At 46.7% G+C, this 23,692-nt stretch carries 14 protein-coding genes and 1 riboswitch; of the genes, 8 read left to right on the top strand and 6 right to left on the bottom strand.

Annotated features, from left to right (window positions below):
• Nucleotides 1-24: 24 nt before the first annotated feature.
• The 3 genes from recD to recC form a co-directional block, all read right to left on the bottom strand.
• The gene (recD, locus tag R7E29_RS15500; protein ID WP_054576301.1) at nt 25-2,172 is read right to left on the bottom strand and encodes an exodeoxyribonuclease V subunit alpha; all 2,148 of its coding nucleotides are present in this window, start codon (nt 2,170-2,172) and stop codon (nt 25-27) included.
• Entirely contained in the window at nt 2,172-5,846 is a 3,675-nt protein-coding gene (gene recB, locus R7E29_RS15495; RefSeq protein WP_258630295.1) for an exodeoxyribonuclease V subunit beta, read from the bottom strand. Before recB ends, recD begins: the two co-directional genes overlap by 1 nt.
• A gap of 326 nt (nt 5,847-6,172) precedes the next feature.
• Nucleotides 6,173-9,664 (bottom strand): exodeoxyribonuclease V subunit gamma, encoded by a 3,492-nt coding sequence (gene recC, locus R7E29_RS15490; RefSeq protein WP_054576302.1) that lies wholly within the window; start codon nt 9,662-9,664, stop codon nt 6,173-6,175.
• Between the two features lie 252 nt (nt 9,665-9,916).
• Between recC and R7E29_RS15485 the strand changes: the two genes are divergently transcribed.
• Nucleotides 9,917-11,740: a DUF3413 domain-containing protein gene (locus tag R7E29_RS15485; protein WP_054576303.1), complete on the top strand. Its 1,824-nt coding sequence runs from the start codon at nt 9,917-9,919 to the stop codon at nt 11,738-11,740.
• Between the two features lie 75 nt (nt 11,741-11,815).
• Here R7E29_RS15485 and R7E29_RS15480 read toward each other — a convergent pair whose 3' ends face one another.
• Complete coding sequence (locus R7E29_RS15480; protein ID WP_005391714.1) at nt 11,816-12,790, bottom strand: TDT family transporter; 975 nt, start codon at nt 12,788-12,790, stop codon at nt 11,816-11,818.
• Nucleotides 12,791-12,899: 109 nt separating this feature from the next.
• Here R7E29_RS15480 and R7E29_RS15475 point away from each other — a divergent pair, with 109 nt between their 5' ends.
• From R7E29_RS15475 to dapD, 5 genes are all read left to right on the top strand, one after another.
• Nucleotides 12,900-13,826 (top strand): LysR substrate-binding domain-containing protein, encoded by a 927-nt coding sequence (locus R7E29_RS15475; RefSeq protein WP_005386506.1) that lies wholly within the window; start codon nt 12,900-12,902, stop codon nt 13,824-13,826.
• Between the two features lie 128 nt (nt 13,827-13,954).
• Nucleotides 13,955-14,254: a YebG family protein gene (locus R7E29_RS15470; RefSeq protein ID WP_005386503.1), complete on the top strand. Its 300-nt coding sequence runs from the start codon at nt 13,955-13,957 to the stop codon at nt 14,252-14,254.
• A 155-nt stretch (nt 14,255-14,409) separates the two neighbouring features.
• Nucleotides 14,410-14,484: riboswitch (Fluoride riboswitch) on the top strand.
• A gap of 132 nt (nt 14,485-14,616) precedes the next feature.
• Entirely contained in the window at nt 14,617-15,309 is a 693-nt protein-coding gene (locus tag R7E29_RS15465; RefSeq protein ID WP_005386501.1) for an iron-sulfur cluster assembly scaffold protein, read from the top strand.
• Between the two features lie 23 nt (nt 15,310-15,332).
• On the top strand, nt 15,333-16,316 hold the full coding sequence (locus R7E29_RS15460; RefSeq protein ID WP_258630188.1) for a GGGtGRT protein: 984 nt from the start codon (nt 15,333-15,335) through the stop codon (nt 16,314-16,316).
• Nucleotides 16,317-16,639: 323 nt separating this feature from the next.
• On the top strand, nt 16,640-17,671 hold the full coding sequence (gene dapD, locus R7E29_RS15455) for a 2,3,4,5-tetrahydropyridine-2,6-dicarboxylate N-succinyltransferase (protein WP_054576305.1): 1,032 nt from the start codon (nt 16,640-16,642) through the stop codon (nt 17,669-17,671).
• 69 nt (nt 17,672-17,740) lie between these two features.
• Here the strand turns inward: dapD and glpQ are convergent, their stop codons facing one another.
• The gene (gene glpQ, locus R7E29_RS15450; protein ID WP_005380201.1) at nt 17,741-18,796 is read right to left on the bottom strand and encodes a glycerophosphodiester phosphodiesterase; all 1,056 of its coding nucleotides are present in this window, start codon (nt 18,794-18,796) and stop codon (nt 17,741-17,743) included.
• Nucleotides 18,797-18,852: 56 nt separating this feature from the next.
• The gene (glpT, locus tag R7E29_RS15445; RefSeq protein WP_005380199.1) at nt 18,853-20,217 is read right to left on the bottom strand and encodes a glycerol-3-phosphate transporter; all 1,365 of its coding nucleotides are present in this window, start codon (nt 20,215-20,217) and stop codon (nt 18,853-18,855) included.
• Between the two features lie 896 nt (nt 20,218-21,113).
• On the opposite strand from glpT, the gene R7E29_RS15440 reads away from it, so the two are divergent.
• Together R7E29_RS15440 and glpK are read left to right on the top strand one after the other, a co-directional pair.
• A complete protein-coding gene (locus tag R7E29_RS15440) occupies nt 21,114-21,968 on the top strand; it encodes an MIP/aquaporin family protein (protein WP_054576306.1) in 855 nt (284 codons plus the stop codon).
• Between the two features lie 59 nt (nt 21,969-22,027).
• On the top strand, nt 22,028-23,545 hold the full coding sequence (gene glpK, locus R7E29_RS15435; protein ID WP_005380193.1) for a glycerol kinase GlpK: 1,518 nt from the start codon (nt 22,028-22,030) through the stop codon (nt 23,543-23,545).
• Nucleotides 23,546-23,692 lie beyond the last annotated feature (147 nt).

The following is a 23,692-nucleotide window of genomic DNA, read 5'->3' as shown; positions in this document are numbered from 1 at the left end:
AGCCATAAGCTCGGTCTTCTTGTTTTAGTTAGTAAGCCGCTGTACTAACCCACTCGCACGAGTGGTTTTCACCTTAATGCCTCGCTTCAGAACATTAAGTTCGGCGTAAAGAGCTAAACGCTTTTTCGCGCGGGTAATGCCTGTGTAAATCAACTCACGGGTTAATATCGGGCTAAAGTCTGGTGGCAAAATCATCAGGGTGTAATCAAATTCACTGCCTTGCGATTTATGGATGGTCATGGCGTAAGCCGTTTCATGTTCAGGTACTCGGCTCGGTAAGACCGATTTCACACTGCCGTCAGGTAACTCAAAAAAGACTTTCAAACGCGGTTCTTCTTCAGTGTCATCTCGCATGCAAATACCAATATCACCGTTATACAAACCTAAACCGTGATCATTACGCGTAACCATAACGGGTCTGCCGTGATACCAAATTTCATCCTGAACTTGAATGAACTTGCGCGCCGCGAGCGCTTTCTCGATGCGCTGGTTTAGCCCAGCCACACCAAAGTCACCTTCACGGATCGCGCACAGCAGTCGGCATTGGTTGAAAGTATCTAACACCGCTTTGGCTTTGTGCGTTAGCGACTCTGGCTTTCCGGTTTTAGGATCAGTTTCCTGTTGTCCAATGCGTTTGAGGTAACGACCGTATTCCTGCACCAACGTCTGCATCATTTGGTTGTAATGTTGACTACTTAGCGCGAAATGTTCGATGTCAGAAAAGTCACGCGCCCAGACGTTATCTACGCTCGCAGCAGAACCTGAGTTAACCGCTTTTGCCAACTGACCAATGCCTGAGCGAGCGTCAAATCGGTAGCTCTTTTGCAGCATACATAAACTATCAGCAATGCTAGATGCACTGTTACCCGTATGCGCTAAAGTATCGAAACCCGTCAGTTTTGCGATGGCTGACGCCTGCTCTTTGCCATAACCCAATGCATGGAACGAACAGATATCACCCAACACAGCCCCAGCTTCAACTGAGGCAAGTTGGTCTTTATCACCTAACAAAATCAGCCGCGCATGTTTCGGTAAGGCATCGACCACTTTGTACATCATTGGTAAATCGACCATCGACGCTTCGTCGATAACTAAAATATCCAAATGCAGTGGATTTTGCTTGTTGTGACGAAATTCTGCACTATTAGGAATCGCGCCCAGCAACCGATGTAAAGTGCTCGATTCAGTCGGAATTTTGGCTTTTAGCTCCGGAGAAACTGGCAGTTCTTGCACCGCTTTACCAATGGACTCGGTTAATCGCGCCGCCGCTTTCCCCGTCGGGGCCACCAGCTTAATGGTTAGATTTTTCTCTTGCGTCGCCTGTTCAATCAAAGCAGCAAGCAATTTGGTTACTGTCGTCGTTTTACCCGTACCAGGGCCACCAGAAATCACAGCAAATCGACGAGTTAACGCAACCGCCGCCGCGACTTTTTGCCAGTTCACACAAGCTGAGAGTGGCACGAGTTCATCCAGTGTTTGCAAATCTTGAACCTTACGCGCATTGCTAAGCACGGAATCAATCGCGTGCCAATCCAACGATTCGCTTGCGACCACATCAAGGTGGTCACACACCAATTGTTGACGCAACACTTGGTTGCTGCTTCCCGCTTCTACTGCTTTGCCTAACGCGTTAAACAGAAAATGGTATTGGCGTGCAAACAAATAGTTGAGCAACTCGGATAATCGCGCAAACTCTTGTGGTTGCAAGTTAACTGCGGCGCCCAACTGATTGAGCTTTTCCGCCAGTGTCACTTCATAATGCCAATAGCGATGCAGATACAGACGCTCACCATCGAACATTAAAGGCAAGGCTTCTCCTTGCGCGCCGACCACGCTGGAATTTTGTAATACTTGAATCCAGTCTATGCCTTGCAACTGTGTGTTGAGCGCCAATGCCGACTCACCAAACAGCCCTAACTTACTGGCTAAATCCGCAGATTGCCCTTGTGCATCGAACAGAGACAGACAGATATGTCCTTTGCCGAGCTCACTACTGACAACACCAGCGATAAACGCCAATGCTTGGCTGTCCGACGATTCATCATGCGCTTGAGAATCAATAAAGCAGGCGAATTGGTAGTCGAGCTGACGAATAGCACCTTTGTGCGCCAAGCGTTCCAGCACTACCAATAGACTATCTTGGCCAGAATGAAGATTGCGATTTGTCGTCATTAAAGTAGCTCCATCTGCCCGGCTTGAGTTGAGCGCGTTTCAAGTGCTTGACCATCAATCAAACGATCTATCTCTTGTAAGAAGTCTAAGGTTGGTTTCGCGGCAAAAATGCCGTGGTCACTCTGCCCATCCATGCCGCGCAAGAACAAGTAATACACGCCACCGAAGTGCTGTTCATAATCATAATTGGCCAATCGGCTGTGTAGGAAACGATGCAGGGCTAACGCATAAATCTGATACTGCAAATCGTAGCGGTGATCCGCCATCGCCGATTTCAGAGCCTCACCATGATAGTGCGTTACATCGTCGCCAAGATGATTCGATTTCCAGTCAAGCACGTAGTATTTACCTTGATGTTCAAACACCAAGTCGACAAAACCTTTGAGCATGCCTTGCACGGTTTGGAAACCTAAATCCCCCGCTTTCGCCGACAACGGATCGTGACGTTGAATGACTCGGTTTAACGCCGGCGCAGACAACACTTCAATCGGCAACAAAAATTCCATCTCCACCAAACGTTGCGACGGTGCTTTTTGATTCAGCAGCAAAGACTTACCATCCAACGGCGTTGCGAGTACGGTATCAATCAATTGCTGTAAAATGGGCAACCACTCTTCATCTAGCTGTTCGCTTTCCATCAAGCCAAGGATGATTTGTGTATTCTCTTCCGTCGTGGCTGGCTGAGTAAATTCAATTTCCTCAAACAGGCTGTGCAGGAACGTACCCGGACGCGCACCACGAGGGAAGGTAAAAATCGAACGCTCTGGCTCCACCAAATCCGCTTCGTCTTGTTCTTCAGATGAGTCGATATCAAAACCCGTAATCTCAATCGTGGCATCATGCTCGGCGTGATGAGAGCCTTGCTTGACCAAGCCAGAATAACTGGTGATGCGCCAGTTTCTATCGATAGGGTTTTGCAGCTCTTTCGCGCTAAGATCGTGTATTTCTTCTTGTGGCGCTACGTACTTCTCTTCGAGTTGCTGCGGCGGATCGGCCACAACGACACAATCAAGCTCGTCTTGTTGCTTTGTTAAACCTTGGTACAAATCGTTAATGCCACCTTCTTGACCATTTTGAATCAAATAGCCAATCGCACTGCGGTGTACGCCGGTTGGCTCTTTGGTCGAACGGCCATTGCGCAAAGGCGAGGCTCCAATAAAACACGCATACACAGCACGCGTTAACGCCACGTATATCAAGCGTAAGTCTTCCGCCAAACGCTCTTTATCCGCTTGCTTCATGGACGCATCGTTGCCAGTGATATCCAGTACCGTGCGGTCATTGGCTGCATCGTAATATTTGGCTTCACTGGCTTCTCGATAGCTGAACACAAACGGCAGAAACACGAGGTCATACTCCAAGCCTTTTGATTTGTGAATAGTTACGATCTGCACTAAGTTACGTTCCGATTCTAAACGTTGGATTTGGTCATCACTGCCACCCAAACCGTTTTCCGCATCACTGATAGACTGAGCGAGCCAACGCAGCAGACCGTGGTCGCTATCCAGTTCATTACTGGCTTGTTGAAGCAGTTCACCGATGTGCATTAAATCGGTAAGTACTCGCTCACCATTCTCACCCTGTGAACTAGCACCTTCTTCTAGTAATCGCTCGGCAATATGGCGTTTGCTGATCACCGCGCGCAACATCGGCAGCACACCACGTTGAACCCAAAGTTTGCGATATTCTTTGAATTCGTTTACGGCGTTTTCCCACACCACTTCATCGTTATTAAGTGCATCCAAACTTGCTGCGTCGAGGGCAAACAGCTCAGAAGCAAGACTTGCACGCAGCGCACGGTCATTTTCTGGAGTCAGCACCGCTTGCAGCAAACGCTGTAAATCCTGCGCCACCGAACTGGTAAACACACTGTCTCGGTTAGACAGATACACGCTGGCAATGCCTTGGTCTACCAGCGCTTGTTTGACCATTCGACCTTCACTACCTGTTCGAACCAACACCGCGATATCGCCCGCTTGAACCGCTTTCTGTTTTTCGCCATTCACCAGACACGCTTGCCCCTGTTGAGCCTGCGTCAAAATGGTTTGGATTTGGCTTGCGGTCGCCTCTGCCATTCGAGTCAAATACTCGCCTTTTGGTAGCGGTTTATCGTCCGCTTCTTGCAACCAATAAGTCAGCGCTGGTTGCTTTTGGCCACCCATAGTCCAAATGCGTTTTTCGGCATTGGGACTGTACTTAACGGGTAAAAACGGAATGTCCGAATCATAGATAAATGGACTATCAGGCAAAGCAAATACTTGGTTTACCGCCTGCACCATATCTGCGCTAGAACGCCAGTTGGTTCCTAACGTGTAGTGGGCACTTACTTGGTTACGCGCTTTGATATAGGTGAAAATGTCTGCGCCACGAAAGCCATAAATCGCCTGCTTGGGGTCACCGATCATAAACAAACCACATTCCGGGTTGTTCAGATAAATACGGCTGAAAATACTGTATTGAAGCGGGTCGGTATCTTGGAACTCGTCAATCATTGCGACAGGATACAAAGTACGAATACGCGCCGCTAAAAGCTCGCTTTCGTCCGTATCGATAGAAGCAGAAAGTTGCGTCAGCAAATCATCGAAAGAGAGCCACTGTTTTTGATTTTTCGCGTTGGCCAGCATCACACGACAATGCTCAACCGCATGAGCAAGCAGTGGCGCTTTTAAGCTGATTGGATTGGCAAGAAATGTTTCAATGGCTTCAAATACCGCATGCTGCGGCGCACTGCCTTTCGGTGTTTTTTCCAACAAGACGTTTTGCGCGAATTTCTCCAGCTTGTCTGGATAATCGTAACCTGTGGTTTCCGTTGCCGCCCAAGCATTCACCGCCTCCAACCACGTCGGCAGAGACTTTTTGGTGTAGCTGCGTTTGTTAATATCTGAATCTGAAATCAGCGTGAAGAAGTCATCTTGGCTTTCTCGCCACTGTGCTTTTAATTCATCAATTTTTTTCAGATTTTCAGTATGAAGATCAGCCAAACTGCCTTTCATTGCAGGAACAGAAAGGATTAACGGCGCACCGGTTAAGTAATTGCTGATGTCAGACAACAACGCAGATGGAGAGCTCCATAGCTGGCGAATTTCCCCAGCCAAGGTAAATGGCAACGGGTAGAAATTGCGGCGCCAGTAATCGGCTACAACTTGCGCTTTTAGGTGACTTTCATCGGTCACAAACTCGTTATTAAATCGGCTGCCAGATTCAAACGCATTTTGCGTTAGCATACGTTGGCAAAAACCGTGAATGGTGTAGACCGCCGCCTCGTCCATCTGACGCTCTGCCTGCAATAAAATTTCTGCGGCTTGCTTGTGATCGTCAAACTCATTAAGCAAAGGTTGGATCACCGGGTCGGAACTCTGTCCACGCGCAAACGCGATTCGCGCATCATGGATTCTTGCCCTGATACGATCGCGCAATTCCGCAGTTGCCGCTTCGGTAAAGGTTACAACCAGAATTTGGTCGACCGTAAGCGGTACGCGATGTCGAGTTTCCGCGCTGCCGTGACCAAGCAAAAGGCGCAGATATAAACCTGCAATAGTGAAGGTTTTACCTGTACCTGCTGATGCCTCGATTAACCTCGCACCATGCAGAGGAAACGTCATCGGTTCTAGTGGCGTTGGTTGAGGTTGCTCTGTGCGGTCTAATGTATGTAGAGGACACTCTGCACCTGACATTTGATCCATAACGCTGAATCTCTCCGGATTATTTACTAGGACGTATCACCTAATAAATGTGATCTATAGTTAAAAATTCTATTAATATGTTTAACAAGTTGGATAATTTAGAGCTTTGTGAGATCTTTCTCACGGTTATCCATAAGACGTACCGTTAGTATGCGCCCCACGAGATAAGCCAAACCTTTTGGCGGCACAACTCAAATGAATTAAACAAAAGTATCATGGTCCCTCTGACCTTGTGGCCGTACAGCGAACGCCCTACAAAAAATAATGATTTTCTGGCGGCCACCCTACTCTTCCTTCTCTTTATCCAACTGTCTTTATTACGCTTTTACGTCATCAGCGTCTTGAACCGCTAAGCGCGCACCTTGCAAAACTAATGCTGTCAGCAAACGAACTTCTGAGGCCAACTCATCATTCCAAGCAGGCCAAATTCGAGAGATGTACGCATTATTGCCTTCGCCCGGGCTCATGAAGCCATCATTGAATGCGTCAGCCATTTTCTTCAAAGATTTCTCTTCGTCATCTACCCACTGACCGCGGCTAAAGCCCGCTTCAACACAAGCCAACGCCGTTTTCGGGAAATAAGGCAAAGGCTTAGTCATGCCTTCGAAAAATAAGCGAACTAATTCAGTCAGTAGCTGTTTGGCATACTGCGCATCGGCAATTTCTGGGTAGATCAAATGCAGTGCGCCTTCTTTACGATCGTAACCAATGATGTGGGTTTTCTTAGCATGACCCGACGCCGACATGGCAAGGTGATCGATCCACGCTGCAAGGTAATCCTGCGATCGAATCTTACCGCTTCGATAGCGAATCAAACCGGATTGGTAGCATTGAGTTAGCCAACCTGTTAGGCGAACGTTTTTCTCTTCGCCTTCATTTCGCTCAAACAAGGAATCAAACGTCAGGTCGATTTCCAAATCGTCTTGAGGTGCACCAGATAAAAACGCCAGTTTATCCACCAGCTCTTCCGCCTGAACTCGGTTGGTTTCAAACTCGATATCACCAAACGCCCCCACCGGTAGTTTGCCTTGCGCGCGCTGTTGACTCATAAAGTGTTTAAGCACCTCTGTTTTTTTCTCTGGCTGCATCAATGTCGTTTCAAGCAAGGTTTCTAACAGCTCATCACGCATTTGATAGCTTTCCAAACCACCTAAAACAAAGGGTTCGTCGTCTTCCATCACCGGTAGCGGCGGTTCAAAGATCACTTTTAAACGACGATTGAAAAAATACTGCACAGGTAAGCGCCAGAAACGTTGCAACTCGACTAAGTCGAGCTCAAGTGGGAACGTCGCTCCTAACAGATAGTCGTCTAATGCCCGATTAAAATCACGACGAACATAGCCTTGCGATTGACTACTTTGAGTCAATGCCGCTGGAATCCACTCTTTCGCGTAGCTGGCGTGCATGCCTTGGAACGCACTCGGGCTAAACGGCACCATGGCGTGGGTATTCACCAACGCATTTAATAAGTTGTCGCCAGACTCATCAACGGGCAACGCTTCATCACCACTTAAACAATAGTTTTGGTGACAGTATTCCATCAGCTCAGAAACCAGAACCGAAGGCACTCGCTCGGTGTTATCTTGGATTGAACGACCAACATAACTGATGTAGAGCGTTTGCTGTGCAGACAACATCGCTTCGAGGAATAGGTAACGGTCATCATCTCGGCGCGAACGGTCGCCCGGTTTGGTTCTTCCTGTCATCAAGTCAAAGCCTTCTGGCGGCATGGAGCGCGGATACACGCCGTCATTCATCCCCAACAGACAAACAGTTCTAAACGGAATAGAGCGCATCGGCATCAGGGTACAAAAGTTCACTTGACCAGCAAGGAAGCGCTGGCTGACTCGTGTGCCAGATAATTTGTTTTGAAGGTATTGGCTGATGATCGACGGCGATAACGCATCATCAAATGCGGCATCAGCTAATTGCTCTTTGAGTTGGCTGAGCGTATCGCGAATGGATTTGAGCGCCATTTCGCCTTCTAACTCAACTGAGAAGAAGTCATCCAGCAGTAAAACTAAAGTCTCTCGCCAACCATCAATAGTCTGAACATGAGAAAGTTTGCTTCGATAAGTGCTAATTTGTTGGATAAAGTGTGCCAACTTGCCCGCCAGCTCTGCGCCCATGCCTTGTACTTCGTTGTACGGAGACAAACTGCCTTGCTCGGTTTCAAACAAACCTGCGGATTCTGGCATCGCGTAGCCAAGCAACATTCGTTGAATACCAAATTGCCATGTGTTTTGACGGGTTTCCGGCAGTTCAAATTCGCATCCGGTATTGGCGTCCAATCCCCAGCGAATCCCCGATTCCTCAACCCATTGTTTGGCTTGTAAAAAATCATCTTCGCTGAGTTCAAAACGCTTTAATATCGCTGGAGTTTCCAGAAGTTCGAGTAGTTCTGATGCCAAACAGCGCGTATTGGGTAAGTTCACCAACTGCATAAATGCGGCCAGAATTGGGCTCTCTTGATCGGCGGTTCGGTCAGAAATCGAATATGGAATAAAACGCTCACCCGGCGCGTTACCAAAGACCGCCTGAATCGCAGGGCTGTAAGCGTTGATGTCCGCGACCATCACGATAATATCGCGCGGTTTTAACGTTGGGTCAGCATCGAACATCGCCAACAGTTGATCATGCAGCACTTCCACTTCACGCATCGGGCTGTGACAAGCGTGTAGGCTCAGTGATTTATCACCCAAGCTAACCACTTGTTTGTGATGACTGTTTTCAATCTGTTGGTCATCTTGATGTTCTTCAAGATTGAGAATATCCGCTTGCAATTGATGGAGCAGACTGTCGCGCTCAACATCAACAAAGGCTTCGATTTCATGAGATTCCAGCTGAGACAACAGATACATATTGTCGCGCCCGAGTTTACCCATGGATGCCAACAGACTGTTTCCGACCACATCGGTGTGCAGCTCATCGATCACATTATCTTCCAGTGATCCTTTCAGTTGCTCAGTTTCACCTTGCACTTCCGAGTGATCGTCCTGCCACACAACGTGCTGACGATGTTTCGCCGCCAAACGAGCCAGATATTTGCGATCTCGAACTTCACCCCAGTAATAACGACAAGGGTTGGTGAACATCAGATGCACGTCGATGTGTTCACCAATTGCTTTTAGCGCATCCATATAGCGAGGCGGCAACGAAGAAATGCCAAAAACAAACAAACGCTTGGGTAAATGGTCAAAATTGCAGTTAAAACTCTCTAACGTGTCGATAAAGTGCTCATAAAGGTTGGCACGGTGATAAGGAGACTGCCCTAATGACACAGTGTGATCATACAACGCTTGCCATAAGATCGGCTGCCACGGATGCTCATCTTCCAGCTCTGGCACACTCTGCCCAGCTTCCCAACTTGCGATCCATTCCGGACGATACACCAAGTAACCATCGAAAATATCGGCAATTTTCTCAGCCAGCTGATACAGCTTAGAGTGGTCAATGTCATCTTTGAGGTACTGCGCTAACGGCGAAAACACCTCTTGGTTGAGAAGCCCCGGCAGCAGATGCATCAACTTCCACGTCATCGCTTCTTTGTTAAACGCACTGCGTTTTGGCACGTCTGGCAACACCTGCGTAAACATTTCCCAAATGAAAGTAGCAGGGAGCGGAAAATCAATGTTCGCGGCAACACCAAACTCTTTGGCCAATTCCATTTTTAGCCACTGGGACATGCCCGGACTTTGAACCAGAATTTGTTCTTTTTCGAACGGGTTTTCCAGCGGACTGATTCGAATCAGTTCGACAAGGAGTGATTTAAGAACGTCAACTTGGTTGGAGTGATAAACAGTAAACAAATTGGGAATACCGAGCGCCGATTGAAACTGTTAGCTAGCTTAGCACAGCCCCATTTAAACCCGCAGTGATCTCGCGTTCGGAAAAAACAAAAGGTTATATATCACTCAAATAGAGTATGAATCTTCTGAATTTTCACATGTCAATCAAGTCTGACACTTCCATACAAAATGTGACATTCGTCGCAACTATTCCATAATAAAAAACACTGTTTTATACTCCCTCTACCCATAATTTATAAACGAACAAAAAGTATGTTTCGCAAACTGTCTTCCAACAGCGCTTGGCTGATTGCTTTTTTTGCTTGCTTTGCAGTGTACCTGTCGATCGCTTGTTATCCTTTTGTGTTGTCTAACAATCAGAATGAACCGCTAACCTTGTTGCAAGGTTACTATTTGGTTTCGACTCAATATGGCTGGCTGGGCTTGATCGCTCTTCCATTTATGTTGTTGAGTTTATTGCTCTCTTTTCTACCGACTCGAGCATTCAAAGGTATCGTGATCGCTATCGCGATCTGTCTATTGATCATGTTTAAAGTCGATATCCTCGTTTTTCAGCAATACAAACTTCACATCAACGCCCTATTAATCCGTATGTTTTTCGAAGGTGGCGGTGATGTCTTCGATATTTCGTGGATGAGTTGGCTAATCTTCATCAGTGAAATTTCCGTTCTGGTGATCGGGCTCGCTTGTACCGTTTGGGTAAGTAATCAACTGGCACAAAGCCGAGCTAAGTTCGTTTTGATCAGCGTCTGGTTTGCTGTATTGCTTAGCACGCAGATGATTCATGCGTACAAAAACGCACTTTACGACGATGAAGTCAGTCAGTTTTCGAATAACTGGCCACTTTACTACCCGCTGACGGCTCGTAAATTTATTTACAAACACGACCTAGTGGATGAGAACATTGCATCGAAGAACCGCGTAGAGTTAACCAACATTGAACGTAGCTCACTCAACTATCCGCTTGCGCCGATTCAAGTGCAAAGCAAAGAGAAACAGCCCAATGTCTTGTTTATCTTGGTTGATGCGTGGCGCTACAGTGATGCGACGCCGGAAGTCATGCCAAATGTCAGCAAGTTCGCCGAAAAAACAGTGAATTTCACACAACATATGAGCGGCGGCAACTCAACTCAAGCGGGTATTTTCAGCCTGTTTTACAGCTTGCCAGCGACCTACTGGGAAAGCTTTTACGCAAGTCAACGCTCTCCTGTTTTTATGGATACGCTGCAAGCAGAAGGCTACCGCATGGGCATTTTTGGCTCGGCACCGCTCACCAGCCCGCCACTTTCTCGCACGGCATTCAAAAAAGTGTCGGACTTGACCCTGAAACAAACTGGGGAAACAGCTGTCGAGCGCGATCAGCAGATAACAGACAAGTTCATCGAGTTCCAAAAGCAGGATAGCGACAAGCCGTACTTTGGTTTTCTGTTCTACGATGCCGCCCATGGCACAGTATTTCCCGAACCTGAATTTGCGAAATTCAAACCATACTGGGAACGCGTTGACCACATTTTGCTCAACAACGATTTTGACGCTTCGCTTTACCATAATCGATACAAGAACTCGTTGTACTACATCGATAGCTTGATTGGTGATGTGCTGAAAAACGTCGACTTAGACAATACCATTGTGGTGATTTCATCAGATCATGGTGAAGAGTTTAATGACCATAAGATGAACTATTGGGGCCACACGGGTAACTACAGTGACGTTCAAGTACATGTGCCTCTTTACGTGTACATGCCAAATCGTCAGCCAGAGCAAGTTGATTACCGCACGACCCATTTTGACGTCGTGCCAACCATGATGAATACGCTGTTTGACGTTCAAGGCACAACGAGTTCATACAGCGTTGGTCATAACTTGTTTGATAGCTCAGCCTCTCGCGATTGGTATATTGCAGGCAGCTACTACAACTATGCATTGGTCGGCAAAGAACTGATGCTTGTGGTCAACCCTGGCGGGCACTCTCAGCAACTGAATCGCCAGTTAAAAGTCGAGAAAGAACAGAAAGTTCCTGTCGATATCATTCGTCATTCTCTGGATGAGATGTCGCGATTTTACAAAAAAGGCTAGCGTCCAACATCGACGCCGATTGAAATAAAAAAGCCTCTTGGTTGTAAGACCAAGAGGCTTTTTCCTATCTGCTATTTAAGCGTGATGAGCGTGCATCAAGCGTGGCTGAATCAACAAGTTGTTGATGTATTGTAAGGCCACATAAGAGACAACAAATGTTGCCACAATCAACTCAAGACTAGCTAAGCCTCGCACTTGTTGAACATAGTGCGCAGCCAATCCTTGCAACTCCATCCAATTCGCCATTTTAAACAGCGCCGTCGCACCGATCACCATCGGGAAAGTGAACGCCGCATAGCCTGGGCTAAATGGCAGTCTAAGCAATTTAAAGAATGCGAGGTAAATGATGGCTGTCATCAATACCGCGATACCAAATAGCATAGCGATGATCACTGGTGATGGTGTCGCAGTGACCGTTAAGTACCCTGCCAATGATAGACTTGCTGGTGCCGCCATAATTGCCATGGTTGGTTTCGCTGCATCCGGAATTTCATGGGTAAACATGAAACGGTAAATCATCATCGGCAACATGATCGCGTACGCCACCATACCAAACATCAATGCACCTTGTGCCACTGGTGCTAACATCGGGTTGCCAGAGAAAGACACATCCGCAACGATGATACCCACTGGCGGTACAAACCAACTAGGAACCATGTGGTGCAATTCAAAATCTTTGGCGCGATGGTAAACAAAGCTCACCAAGAACACGATGTGCAAAACCACCGCAATCAGCCAAAGCGCATCGCCAGCTAATGGGTAAAAATGGCCGAGAGAGTTCGATACCACCATAGTGCCCATCGCAAATGTCGGAACCACGCTGCCCACAACCGGATGAGCAAGATCTTGTCTCAATAGATGATTATGTAGCAAAAACTTGGTTGCCAATATAGCCAATAATATGCTCGCGATACCCGCACTAATCCACTGTCCGTAGCCATGTAATTCGGCGAAGTTCTCCCAACTCCAGCCCAAGCTTGCAATACCAAGAGCCAAACCCGCCATTGGAGTTGGTGCTCCCATTACTTTTGCTTTTGTTCTTTGAATCATGATGACCTCAACCAGACTCACTTTTGATGGGGCGTATAATACGCTTGCACTTCGTTCCGATATATCTAATTATTTAAAACAAACGTTCAGAATTACTTAACGGTGGGGTATGGCAAGTCACATTTCTCTTAAACAACTGAAAGTGTTTACGACGATCACGCAGCACAAAACGCTCACAGCGGCTTCTGATAGTCTCTTTTTATCGAAAGCCGCAGTGAGCATGGCACTCTCAGAATTAGAAAAACAGATCGGCCATCACTTGTTTGATCGTGTTAATAACCGACTGATTTTGAACCAAGAAGGTCAAAAACTGCTACCACTGGCGGATGAGTTACTCAACCGAGCCAAAGACATCGAGAGCATTTTCGATGGTGACCAAGCGCTATCGGGCCAACTTCGCATTGGTGCCAGCGACACCATTGGCAACCAAGTCGCGCCCTATTTGCTTAGCGAATTTCGTCAGCAAACGAACCATCGCTCTCAAAGCCTGTTCATTTCTAACTCCGCACAAATCTGCGACATGCTGACCGATTACGAGTTAGACATAGCCCTCATTGAGGGCAAAACACTTCACCCTGAATTGCAGTCTACCCAGTTTAGCGAAGATGAAATGTGCGTGATTTGCGCGCCCGATTACCCAGCCGCGCACGAAGGGCCAGTAAACTTAACCGAGCTAGAAAACAGTGAATGGATATTGCGAGAGGCAGGATCTGGTTCACGCGAATTTTTTATGCGCGTTGTCGCACCGCGCTTGGAACATTGGCATGAAGCTTTTCAGCTCAATACCACCGAAGCGTTGATCAACTCAGTATCGGCAGGGTTAGGCTTGGGCTGCTTGTCACGTTTGTCTGCAGAACCTGCTATTCGTGACGGCCGCGTAAAACTGCTCGACATGCCTTTAGATATGAAACGTCGCTTCTGGTTACTGGTTCATAAAGAGAAATATCAAAGCCCATTGCTCAAAACGTTTATCGAATTTTGCCAAGATTGGGAGCGACCAACAAACCTTCCTTTGACGGACAAACCCGCAAAGTGAAACCAAGATAGTTTAAATGCTAGTCAGTTAGTTGTACGTGTCTCTCATTCTGAGGCTTGTCGCTAGACTTGATTGGTCAAAAACTGTATAAAAAGCCAGTATCAATACACCAAATTAGGGGACCAACCATGGCTGTAATCGTCAAGTACGTGGTAGAACGCAATGGAGAAGAGAAAATGACTTTTACCTCTAAAGCGGAAGCTGACGCATACGACAAAATGCTGGATATGGCAGACGAGTTATTCTCACTGCTGGGTAAAAGTGAACTTCTAGAAGACGAAGGTAAGCAAGAAGATCTTGCAATGTACCTTGCGCAAAACAAAGAAGAAGTGCTTTACGCTCTGGGTGCAAAACGTAAACCTGCACCAAAAAAAGCAAAGAAGCTTGAAGCTGTTGAAGAAGATAGCGAGCAAGAAGACGCTGCATAAACCTCTCATTTGTTTAGAAAAAACGTCGCATTATGCGGCGTTTTTTATGCGTTGCATTTATCGCCATATATCTCTGAGAATATATAGAACCGATTTAATATCCCAAATTGCTCTAAATTTCATGTTGCAGATTAGTGTGACTTAGATCTAATCTAAATGGGCACGGTGATGGGGTGCCACCAGAATCGAAAGATTCGAACCGCTTTAAAGCTAATGACTCCTACAGAAACGAAAACAGGTCAGCCCTGTTGGAAGTGCTTTCTCTTATGTTGTGAAAGCAAGAGTTCTGTAGTGAGCAATTCAACTCTTCTCCAACCCCGCTCCTGTTTTCTCAAAAAATAAAAATACACTGGGAAAACACTATGCAATACTCACACGAAATCCAATCAATGTGCCCGATTCAACGCGGCGATCTTCATGCATCTGCACCGATCCCTGTTGAAGGCGCAATGATCAATCCAAAAGACGTTATCGCGATTTCTGGTCTTAGCCACGGCGTTGGTGCTTGTGCTCCTCAACAAGGTGCAGCAAAACTGACTCTTAACGTCAAAAACGGCATCATCGAAGAAGCTTTGATCGAAACGATCGGCTGTTCAGGCATGACTCAATCAGCCGCGATGGCCGCAGAAATCCTAACTGGCAAAACCATTCTTGAAGCACTGAATACCGACTTGGTATGTGATGCTATTAACGTCGCGATGCGCGAAATCTTCCTTCAATTTGTTTACGGTCGTACGCAATCTGCTTTCTCTGAAGGCGGCTTAGAAATTGGTGCGGCATTGGAAGACCTTGGTCAAACTCAACGTAGCCAAGTGGGTACTAGTTACTCAACTAAAGCAAAAGGCGTGCGTTACATGGAGTTGGCTGAAGGCTACGTAACAAAACTCGCGCTAGACGAAAACAAAGAAGTGATTGGTTACCAATATCTCAACCTCGGCAAGATGATGAAAGCCATCAACGAAGGCGTATCTGCTGCAGAAGCCGCAGACAAAGCAACGGGGACTTACGGTCGCTTTGACGAAGCCGTAACGACCATCAACCCACGCCAACAATAATTGCCACCAAGAGGAAAGAGATTATGAACACTCCAATTACTGAATCTGTACGTCGCACATTAGACGAAATGCAACTTTCTTCTCTGGAAGAGGCTTACCAATACTGTATGGATCGTGGTATCGACCCTAAAGCACTAGTGATGGACACTCAACCTATCGTGTTTGAAAGCGCTGCCGATGCCTACACGCTAGGCACAGCTTTGGCGATTTTCCGCGGAGCAAAAACAGCAGAAGAAGCTGCAAACATCATCGGTGAAGGCCTTCAAGCCTGCACAAAACCAGGCAGCGTAGCAGAACAACGCCGAGTGGGTATCGGTCACGGTGCATTGGCGGCTCGTCTATTGAATGAAGAAAGTGGCTGTTTCGCTTTCCTTGCGGGCCATGAGTCATTCGCAGCGGCAGAAGGCGCAATCAAAATCGCATTGAACGTCAACAAATCACGCAAAAATCCGTTGAAAGTGATCCTGAACGGTTTGGGTAAAGACGCCGCTTACCTCATCTCACGCATCAATGGTTTCACTTACGTACGCACTCAATACAACTACCAAACTGGTGAGTTAGTGGAAGTAGAACGTCGTCGATTCTCGCAAGGTCCACGTGGTGAGATCCTTTGCTACGGTGCAGACGATGTGCGTGAAGGCGTGGCTATCATGCATAAAGAACAAGTGGATGTGAGCATCACAGGTAACTCAACCAACCCGACTCGCTTCCAACACCCTGTAGCAGGTATCTACAAAGCGGAACGTAACCGTGAAGGCATGCCTTACTTCTCTGTGGCATCAGGTGGTGGTACTGGTCGTACTCTACACCCAGATAACGTGGCGGCGGGTCCTGCATCCTACGGCATGACAGACACTATGGGTCGCATGCACGCCGATGCACAGTTCGCGGGTAGCTCTTCAGTACCAGCAAACGTTGCAATGATGGGTTTCATCGGCATGGGTAACAACCCAATGGTAGGGGCAACGGTTGCACTTGCAGTAGAGGTCGGCGAGCTAAGCCTCTAAGTCGATTTATCGCTTTACTATCCAAAGCCAGTAAATCCAACAAACCCAGTGTAGGGGGAGTGACTTCGGCCCTCCCCTTATTTTTTGCTATGCCCCCTTCTCCAACTTCACTTTGCTTTACCCCAAACCGGTCTGAGAAGGCTTTTGCGACACATTTCTCATCAGACAAACATATCTCTAAAAAGACAAAAGGTATCCATCTACAGACTTTCTCCATTTCCCCTCTTTAAACTCCCTAGCACTCTCATTATGATGACTGACAACTTAATTATTTCTTGTCAGTGAACAGACGAGACACAAGACTCAACACATGGAGATCAACTATGGCTTTCTTCTCTCTAGCCTTTGGTACGGCAACTAAAAACCGCGACGGCAAAATCATCGAAGCGTTTTTCCCAAACCCAGTTCTTAACCCAAGCGAAGCGCTTGTTAACGCACTAGCAGCAGTAGCAGGTTACGAGCAAGGCAACCAAGCTATCGAGATCTCTGCAGCACAAAGCGTAGAACTGGCAGCAGCATTTGAAGCAAACGGCGATGCTGCAAACGCATCTTTCGCAGCAAAAGCAGCAGAATCAGCACAACCACTTGTACTGGTTATCCTTGCAACTGACGAGCAGCCACAAAGCGTTGCTGAAGGCTTCCTAAAACTTCAACTTATCTCTAACCGCCTAGTTCAACCGCACGGCACGGTACTAGACGGCATCTTCGGTCTACTACACAACATCGCATGGACTAACGAAGGTCCAATCGATCTACCTGAACTAGCAGAGCGTCAAATCGAAGCTCGCCTAGCGGGTCGTGCACTAAGCGTAGATTGCGTAGACAAGTTCCCTAAAATGGTGGACTACGTGGTACCAACTGGCGTTCGTATCGCTGACACTTCTCGCGTACGTCTTGGCGCACACGTTGGCGAAGGCACAACGGTAATGCACGAAGGCTTCATCAACTTCAACGCAGGTACAACTGGCGTGAGCATGGTTGAAGGTCGTATCTCTGCTGGCGTAGTGGTTGGTAACGGCTCTGACATCGGCGGCGGCGCATCTATCATGGGTACGCTATCTGGCGGCGGTAAAGTTGTGGTTTCTATCGGTGAAAACTCGCTACTAGGCGCGAACGCAGGTCTTGGTTTCCCAATGGGTGACCGTTGTACTATCGAATCAGGTCTATACGTAACTGCTGGTTCTAAAGTACGCATGCTAGATTCTGCTGGCCAAGAAGTCGAAGTGGTGAAAGCACGCGATCTTGCAGGTGTTTCTGACCTACTGTTCCGTCGTAACTCTGTAACAGGTCAAATCGAGTGTCTTGCTAACAAGAGCGCGGTTGAACTGAACAGCGAACTGCATAAAAACAACTAATAAGTAGTTAAGAAAATCCCCCAGCAGGAAACTGTTGGGGGATTTTTTAGCTTAAGTCAAAATGCGTGATTACTGATTTAAAAAGCTGACCGCTTTATCTGGGAAATCAGTAAACAAACCATCCACTTTTACTTGGTTGTAGTACACATCCATCATGCCTTCAAAGCTGTCAGTGTACGCTGGAATGCGTCCTGGATCGGCGCGGAACGTGTATGGATGCACTTGCAAGCCAGCGTCTTTTGCAGCCTTCATCAACGGCTTGATGATGATATTGTCTTTGGTTGATTTATCATCCACCAACATCGGCTTCCAAGGTCCAATTCCTTCCGCGTAACTCGCTACTTTCTTCATGCCGTCGGCTTCGAACATCCAGTCATAACTGTATGGTGTTGCCTTGTCACCTTTGTACACCATAGTTTCGTTCCAGTCCGTGTAAGCCATAAGCTGAACGAGCTTTAAGTCCATGTCCATTGCAGGCATGAGTTCACTGTTGATGCGTTGAAGTTCATTCGCATCAAAACACTGAAGGTAGACTTTGTCGTCTTGAGAGCCGTAACCGTACTGCTTCAAGACTTTAAGTACTGCTTTAGAAATGTCCTTACCTTCATGACGATGGAACCAAGGCGCTTTAATTTCTGGGTAAATACCGATGTCATAACCCAGCGTTTTGTTTAAGCCTTGGATCAGCTCAATCTCTTCAGCAAACGTCGGCACGGTGAAATCAGATTTCCACATAGGGAATCGGGTTGGATAGCCCGCTACTTTGTTGCCTTTCTCATCGATGTTGAACCCTTCGGTAACTCGCAAGGATTTGATTTCCGCCAGAGTGAAATCAATCGCGTAATAACGACCATCTTTACGTGCACGATCAGGAAAACGCTCCGCAACATCCGTTACGCGATCGAGATAATGGTCATGCAACACGACCAACTGGTCGTCTTTCGTCATTACCACATCTTGCTCTATGTAGTCAGGTTTCATTGCGTAAGCAAGTGCTTTGGCTTCTAGCGTGTGCTCAGGCAAGTAGCCCGATGCGCCACGGTGCGCAATGACAAGCGGCTTCGCAATCGCACCAGCAGAGAGGCTAAGTGCTAAAAAAGTAAGACATACTGACTTTGTTTTCATTGTTATTTCCTTGATAAAGCGAAGAGGCAGTATTCCACTGCCTCTTTAAATAAATATTACGCTAGCGCTTCCTTCTCGCGCTCTTTTTGCTCGTGGTGCGCACGCTCACCTAAGAAGGCGTACATCAAACACACGATAGAAGTAATACAAGAACCCACTAAGATGATAAAGCCACCATCCCAGCCAAAGTGGTCTACGGTGTAGCCCAAAATCGCGTTTGCGGCAACTGCCCCACCCAGGTATCCAAACAAACCAGTAAGACCAGCGGCAGTACCTGCGGCTTTCTTCGGAGCGAGTTCAAGTGCGTACAAACCGATCAGCATAACCGGACCATAGATTAGGAAGCCAATTGCAATAAGCGCCATCATATCTACTGTTGGGTTGCCTGCAGGGTTAAACCAATAAACCATCACTGCAACTGTCACTAACACCATAAATAAGATACCAGCAGGTGCACGACGACCTTTGAACAATTTGTCAGAGATCCAACCACACAATAGTGTTCCTGGAATGCCAGCCCATTCGTATAAGAAATAAGCCCATGACGATTTATCTACCGAGAAATCCTTCGCTTCTTTTAGGTAAACAGGTGCCCAGTCCAGTACGCCGTAACGAATTAGGTAAACAAATGCGTTTGCAATTGCAATCGACCAAAGAAGTTTGTTGTTGAAGACGTATTTGAAGAAGATTTCCTTCGCTGTCATTTCTTGTTCATGGGACTTGTCATAGTCATCTGGGTAATCGTCTTTGTATTCTTCAATAGGAGGCAGACCACAAGACTGAGGGGTATCGCGAACCGTCATCCAAACAAACACAGCAACCAACGTGGCGAAAAATGCAGGAACATAAAATGCAGTGCGCCAATCATCATTAAATGCCCACAGGCCAAGAATAAATAGTGGACCAATCAAGCCGCCACCCACGTTGTGCGCCACGTTCCAAACCGAAACGATCTCACCACGCTCTTTACGTGACCACCAGTGCACCATGGTTCGGCCACAAGCAGGCCACCCCATCCCTTGGAACCAACCGTTCAAGAAAAGCAAAATGAACATCGCAGTGACGCTACCAGTCGCCCATGGCATAAAGCCAAAGCAAAACATCACTAATGCAGACATCAATAGGCCGCCACTAAGGAAATAGCGAGGGTTGGAGCGGTCTGAAACGCTGCCCATTAGAAACTTAGAGAGACCATATGCAATGGAAACAGCTGCCAAGGCGACACCTAAGTCTCCGCGGCTAAAGCCTTGCTCGATAAGATAAGGCATCGCCAAACTGAAGTTTTTACGAACTAGATAGTAACCGGCGTAGCCAACAAAGATACCGATAAAGAGTTGCCAACGGAGGCGAGAGTAGGTGCTATCGATGCTGCCAGGGGACAGACGATCAATGTGCGCCTTAGGTTTGAATATTCCAAACATAGGAACCTCATTATTTTGTATGCGATGGTAAAAACACAAAAGGAGCGAACGAAACAAAATAAATCTTCGTTCGAAAGTTCATGAATTGTATGGAGTTAGGATTTTATTTCTGTGACAAATGTTGCACATGGATTAAATATAAGTAAATACAGTAAATTATATGAGCATTAATTAGATCATCGTTCAACTTTACTCAAGATTCGTTAATATGAAACTGATGTTCAAACCTCTCACTTGAGCATTCCAATTCGAAACCTTTGAAACAAAGGCTCGAATTAGAACATAAACTAACCGTAAAAAGGGCGATTTACGCCTGCCCTACTCGCTCCGAACCAACTAATAACTAAAAAGCTGAAAAACGATCACGTTTAGCATCAAACGAAATAAAAAAAACAATTTTTATTTGAATACAAGCCGAAGCAATGATTCACAAACACAAGACATTAACAGCGTTTATTCTCTTATCAACTCATCCTATTGGTACCAATGGGATGACGATTTTTTCTAAAAGTCCAAACATGACTGCGTATTTTTTATATCACTGCTAGCCCTTGATACATTTGACATCCTCCTACTCCTTTAGGGTTAACTGCTACACAAGTTCTGTGTAATAAATCTCCAAGCACGTAGCAGCTTCACAAAACTCCTCTTACCAGTTGTGCATTCTTTTTCACATCGGTAATTTGAGCGCTCTCAACACTGGCCTCGTGACAAATAAATTATTTTCGTTGTGTTCTTTTCCGGTTAAAAGATGCGCCATTTAACAAAAACGAAGACTTTGATTAACAAATTTATGCTCAAACGCTCATTTTTAACGCTCGTTTGTTTTCGCAAACGTTTATATATGCACAATAGTACCGTGCTAGACAGGCAAAAATGATCAAAGGACTTTTAACATGACAACGAACAAACACCCCTCTCTGCTCGGAGAATGTTTGGCCGAGTTTATCGGTACAGGACTACTTATTTTCTTCGGCGTAGGCTGTGTTGCAGCCTTAGTTCTAACAGGCGCATCATTTGGACAATGGGAAATCAGTATTGTATGGGGCTTCGGTGTCGCCATCGCTATTTACTGTACGGCTGGCGTCTCTGGTGCACACATCAACCCTGCCGTTACCATCGCACTTGCTATGTTCCATGGTTTTGATAAGGCGAAAGTGGTGCCATACATTATCGCTCAAATGCTTGGGGCACTCTGTTCTGCTGCATTGGTATACAGCTTATACAGCAACCTTTTCACCGACTACGAAATCGCTCATAACTTCGTTCGCAGCAGCCAAGATGCACTAGCAACTGCTGGTATCTTCTCAACCTATCCGCATGCCTCCCTCTCTTTCTTTGGTGCTTTTGCTGTGGAATTCGTTATCACTGCTGTGCTGATGTTTGCGATTCTGGCTCTGGGCGATGAAAATAACGGCGCAGCACGTGGCGCAATGAACCCTCTATTGATCGGTATTTTGATTGCCGTCATCGGTGGTTCACTTGGCCCACTAACAGGCTTTGCGATGAACCCTGCTCGTGACTTTGGACCGAAGCTGTTCGCTTACTTCGCAGGTTGGGATTACGCTCTGACAGGTGCTAAAGACATTCCTTACTTTATCGTGCCTTTACTTGCTCCGATTGCAGGTGCGTGTTTTGGTGGTTGGTTGTATCCAAAAGCGATTGCCGCTTACCTTCCACAACAAGGCCACGGTTGTACGATTCCAAACCAATGTGAGACGGAAGAAGAAACAGAAGAAGCTAGAGCTTAAAACTGACGTAACTCGAACATTTACTAAAATATAAATAACGAAACAAAAGGATTCTTACCATGACTGAGCAAAAATACATTGTTGCCCTGGACCAAGGTACAACAAGCTCTCGCGCAGTGATTCTTGATCACGATGCGAACATCGTAAGCGTCGCGCAACGCGAATTTACTCAGATTTATCCAGAAGCTGGTTGGGTTGAACATGATCCAATGGAGATCTGGGCAACACAAAGCTCTACCTTAGTAGAAGCTCTAGCTAAGTCTGGCATCCGTAGCGACCAATTAGCGGCTATCGGTATTACTAACCAGCGTGAAACGACCATCGTCTGGAATAAAGAAACAGGTAAACCCGTTTACAATGCGATCGTATGGCAATGTCGCCGTACTGCTGATATCTGTGAAGATTTAAAAGCACGCGGTCTCGAAAACTATGTACGTGACAACACTGGTTTGGTGCTTGACCCTTACTTCTCCGGTACCAAAGTTAAATGGATTCTGGACAATGTTGAAGGCGCACGAGAAGACGCAGAAGCAGGCAAGCTGTTGTTTGGTACTGTCGATACTTGGTTAGTTTGGAAGATGACTCAAGGTCGCGTTCACGTAACCGACTACACCAACGCATCACGTACCATGCTGTTTAACATCAACGATCTATGTTGGGATCAAAAAATGTTAGATGAGCTTGGCATCCCAGCATCTATGATGCCAGAAGTGAAGCGCTCATCGGAAATTTACGGTAAAACCAACATCGGTGGTAAAGGCGGTACTCGTATTCCTATTTCTGGAATCGCAGGTGACCAACAAGCGGCGCTTTACGGCCAAATGTGTGTTGAAGCGGGTCAAGCGAAAAACACTTACGGTACGGGTTGTTTCTTGCTAATGAATACGGGCCAAGAAAAAGTCACTTCGACACATGGTCTTCTAACAACTTTGGCTTGTGGTCCTGCAGGCGAACCAGCTTATGCACTTGAAGGTGCCGTATTCATGGGTGGTGCTTCTATCCAATGGCTACGTGATGAATTAAAAATCCTAAACGGTGCAGAAGACTCTGAATACTTCGCGACAAAAGTGGATACATCAAACGGCGTTTATGTCGTGCCTGCATTTACTGGTTTAGGCGCTCCATACTGGGATGCCTACGCACGTGGCACGATTGTCGGCCTTACTCGCGGTGTGAATTCAAACCATATCATCCGTGCAACATTGGAAGGCATCGCTTATCAAACTCGTGACGTACTGGATGCGATGCAAGCTGACTCAGGCATTAAGCTTGCGAACCTTCGCGTCGATGGTGGTGCAGTAGCGAACAACTTCCTAATGCAATTCCAATCCGATGTATTGAACACAGAAGTACACCGCCCTCAAGTAACTGAGGTTACCGCTCTTGGTGCAGCCTACCTTGCCGGCCTTGCCGTTGGTTACTGGGATAGCATTGATGAGTTGCAGAATAAAGCGGTACTTGATCGCACCTTTGAGCCACACGATGATGAAGAAAAACGCAATCGTCGTTACAAGGGTTGGAAGCGTGCAGTGAAATGTGCACAAACCTGGTCTGAACTTCACGACGAAGAAGATTAATCTCATCTCCATAAGAAAAAAGAGCGCCATTTGTGCGCTCTTTTTGCGCTTTATCCCCGATTCCTGAACTCGCTTACTTCTCACAACGAGCAAATTCGAGCACAATAGAGCTTCGAATTTGAAGCATTGGCCGTTACCAATGCACAA

Origin of the sequence: Vibrio sp. Vb1729 (genome assembly GCF_033338655.1) — a bacterium.
GTDB classification, from domain to species: Bacteria; Pseudomonadota; Gammaproteobacteria; order Enterobacterales; family Vibrionaceae; genus Vibrio; species Vibrio alginolyticus.
Note: the sequence above shows the minus strand (reverse complement) of the source record. Positions and strands in the feature narration are given on the sequence as shown.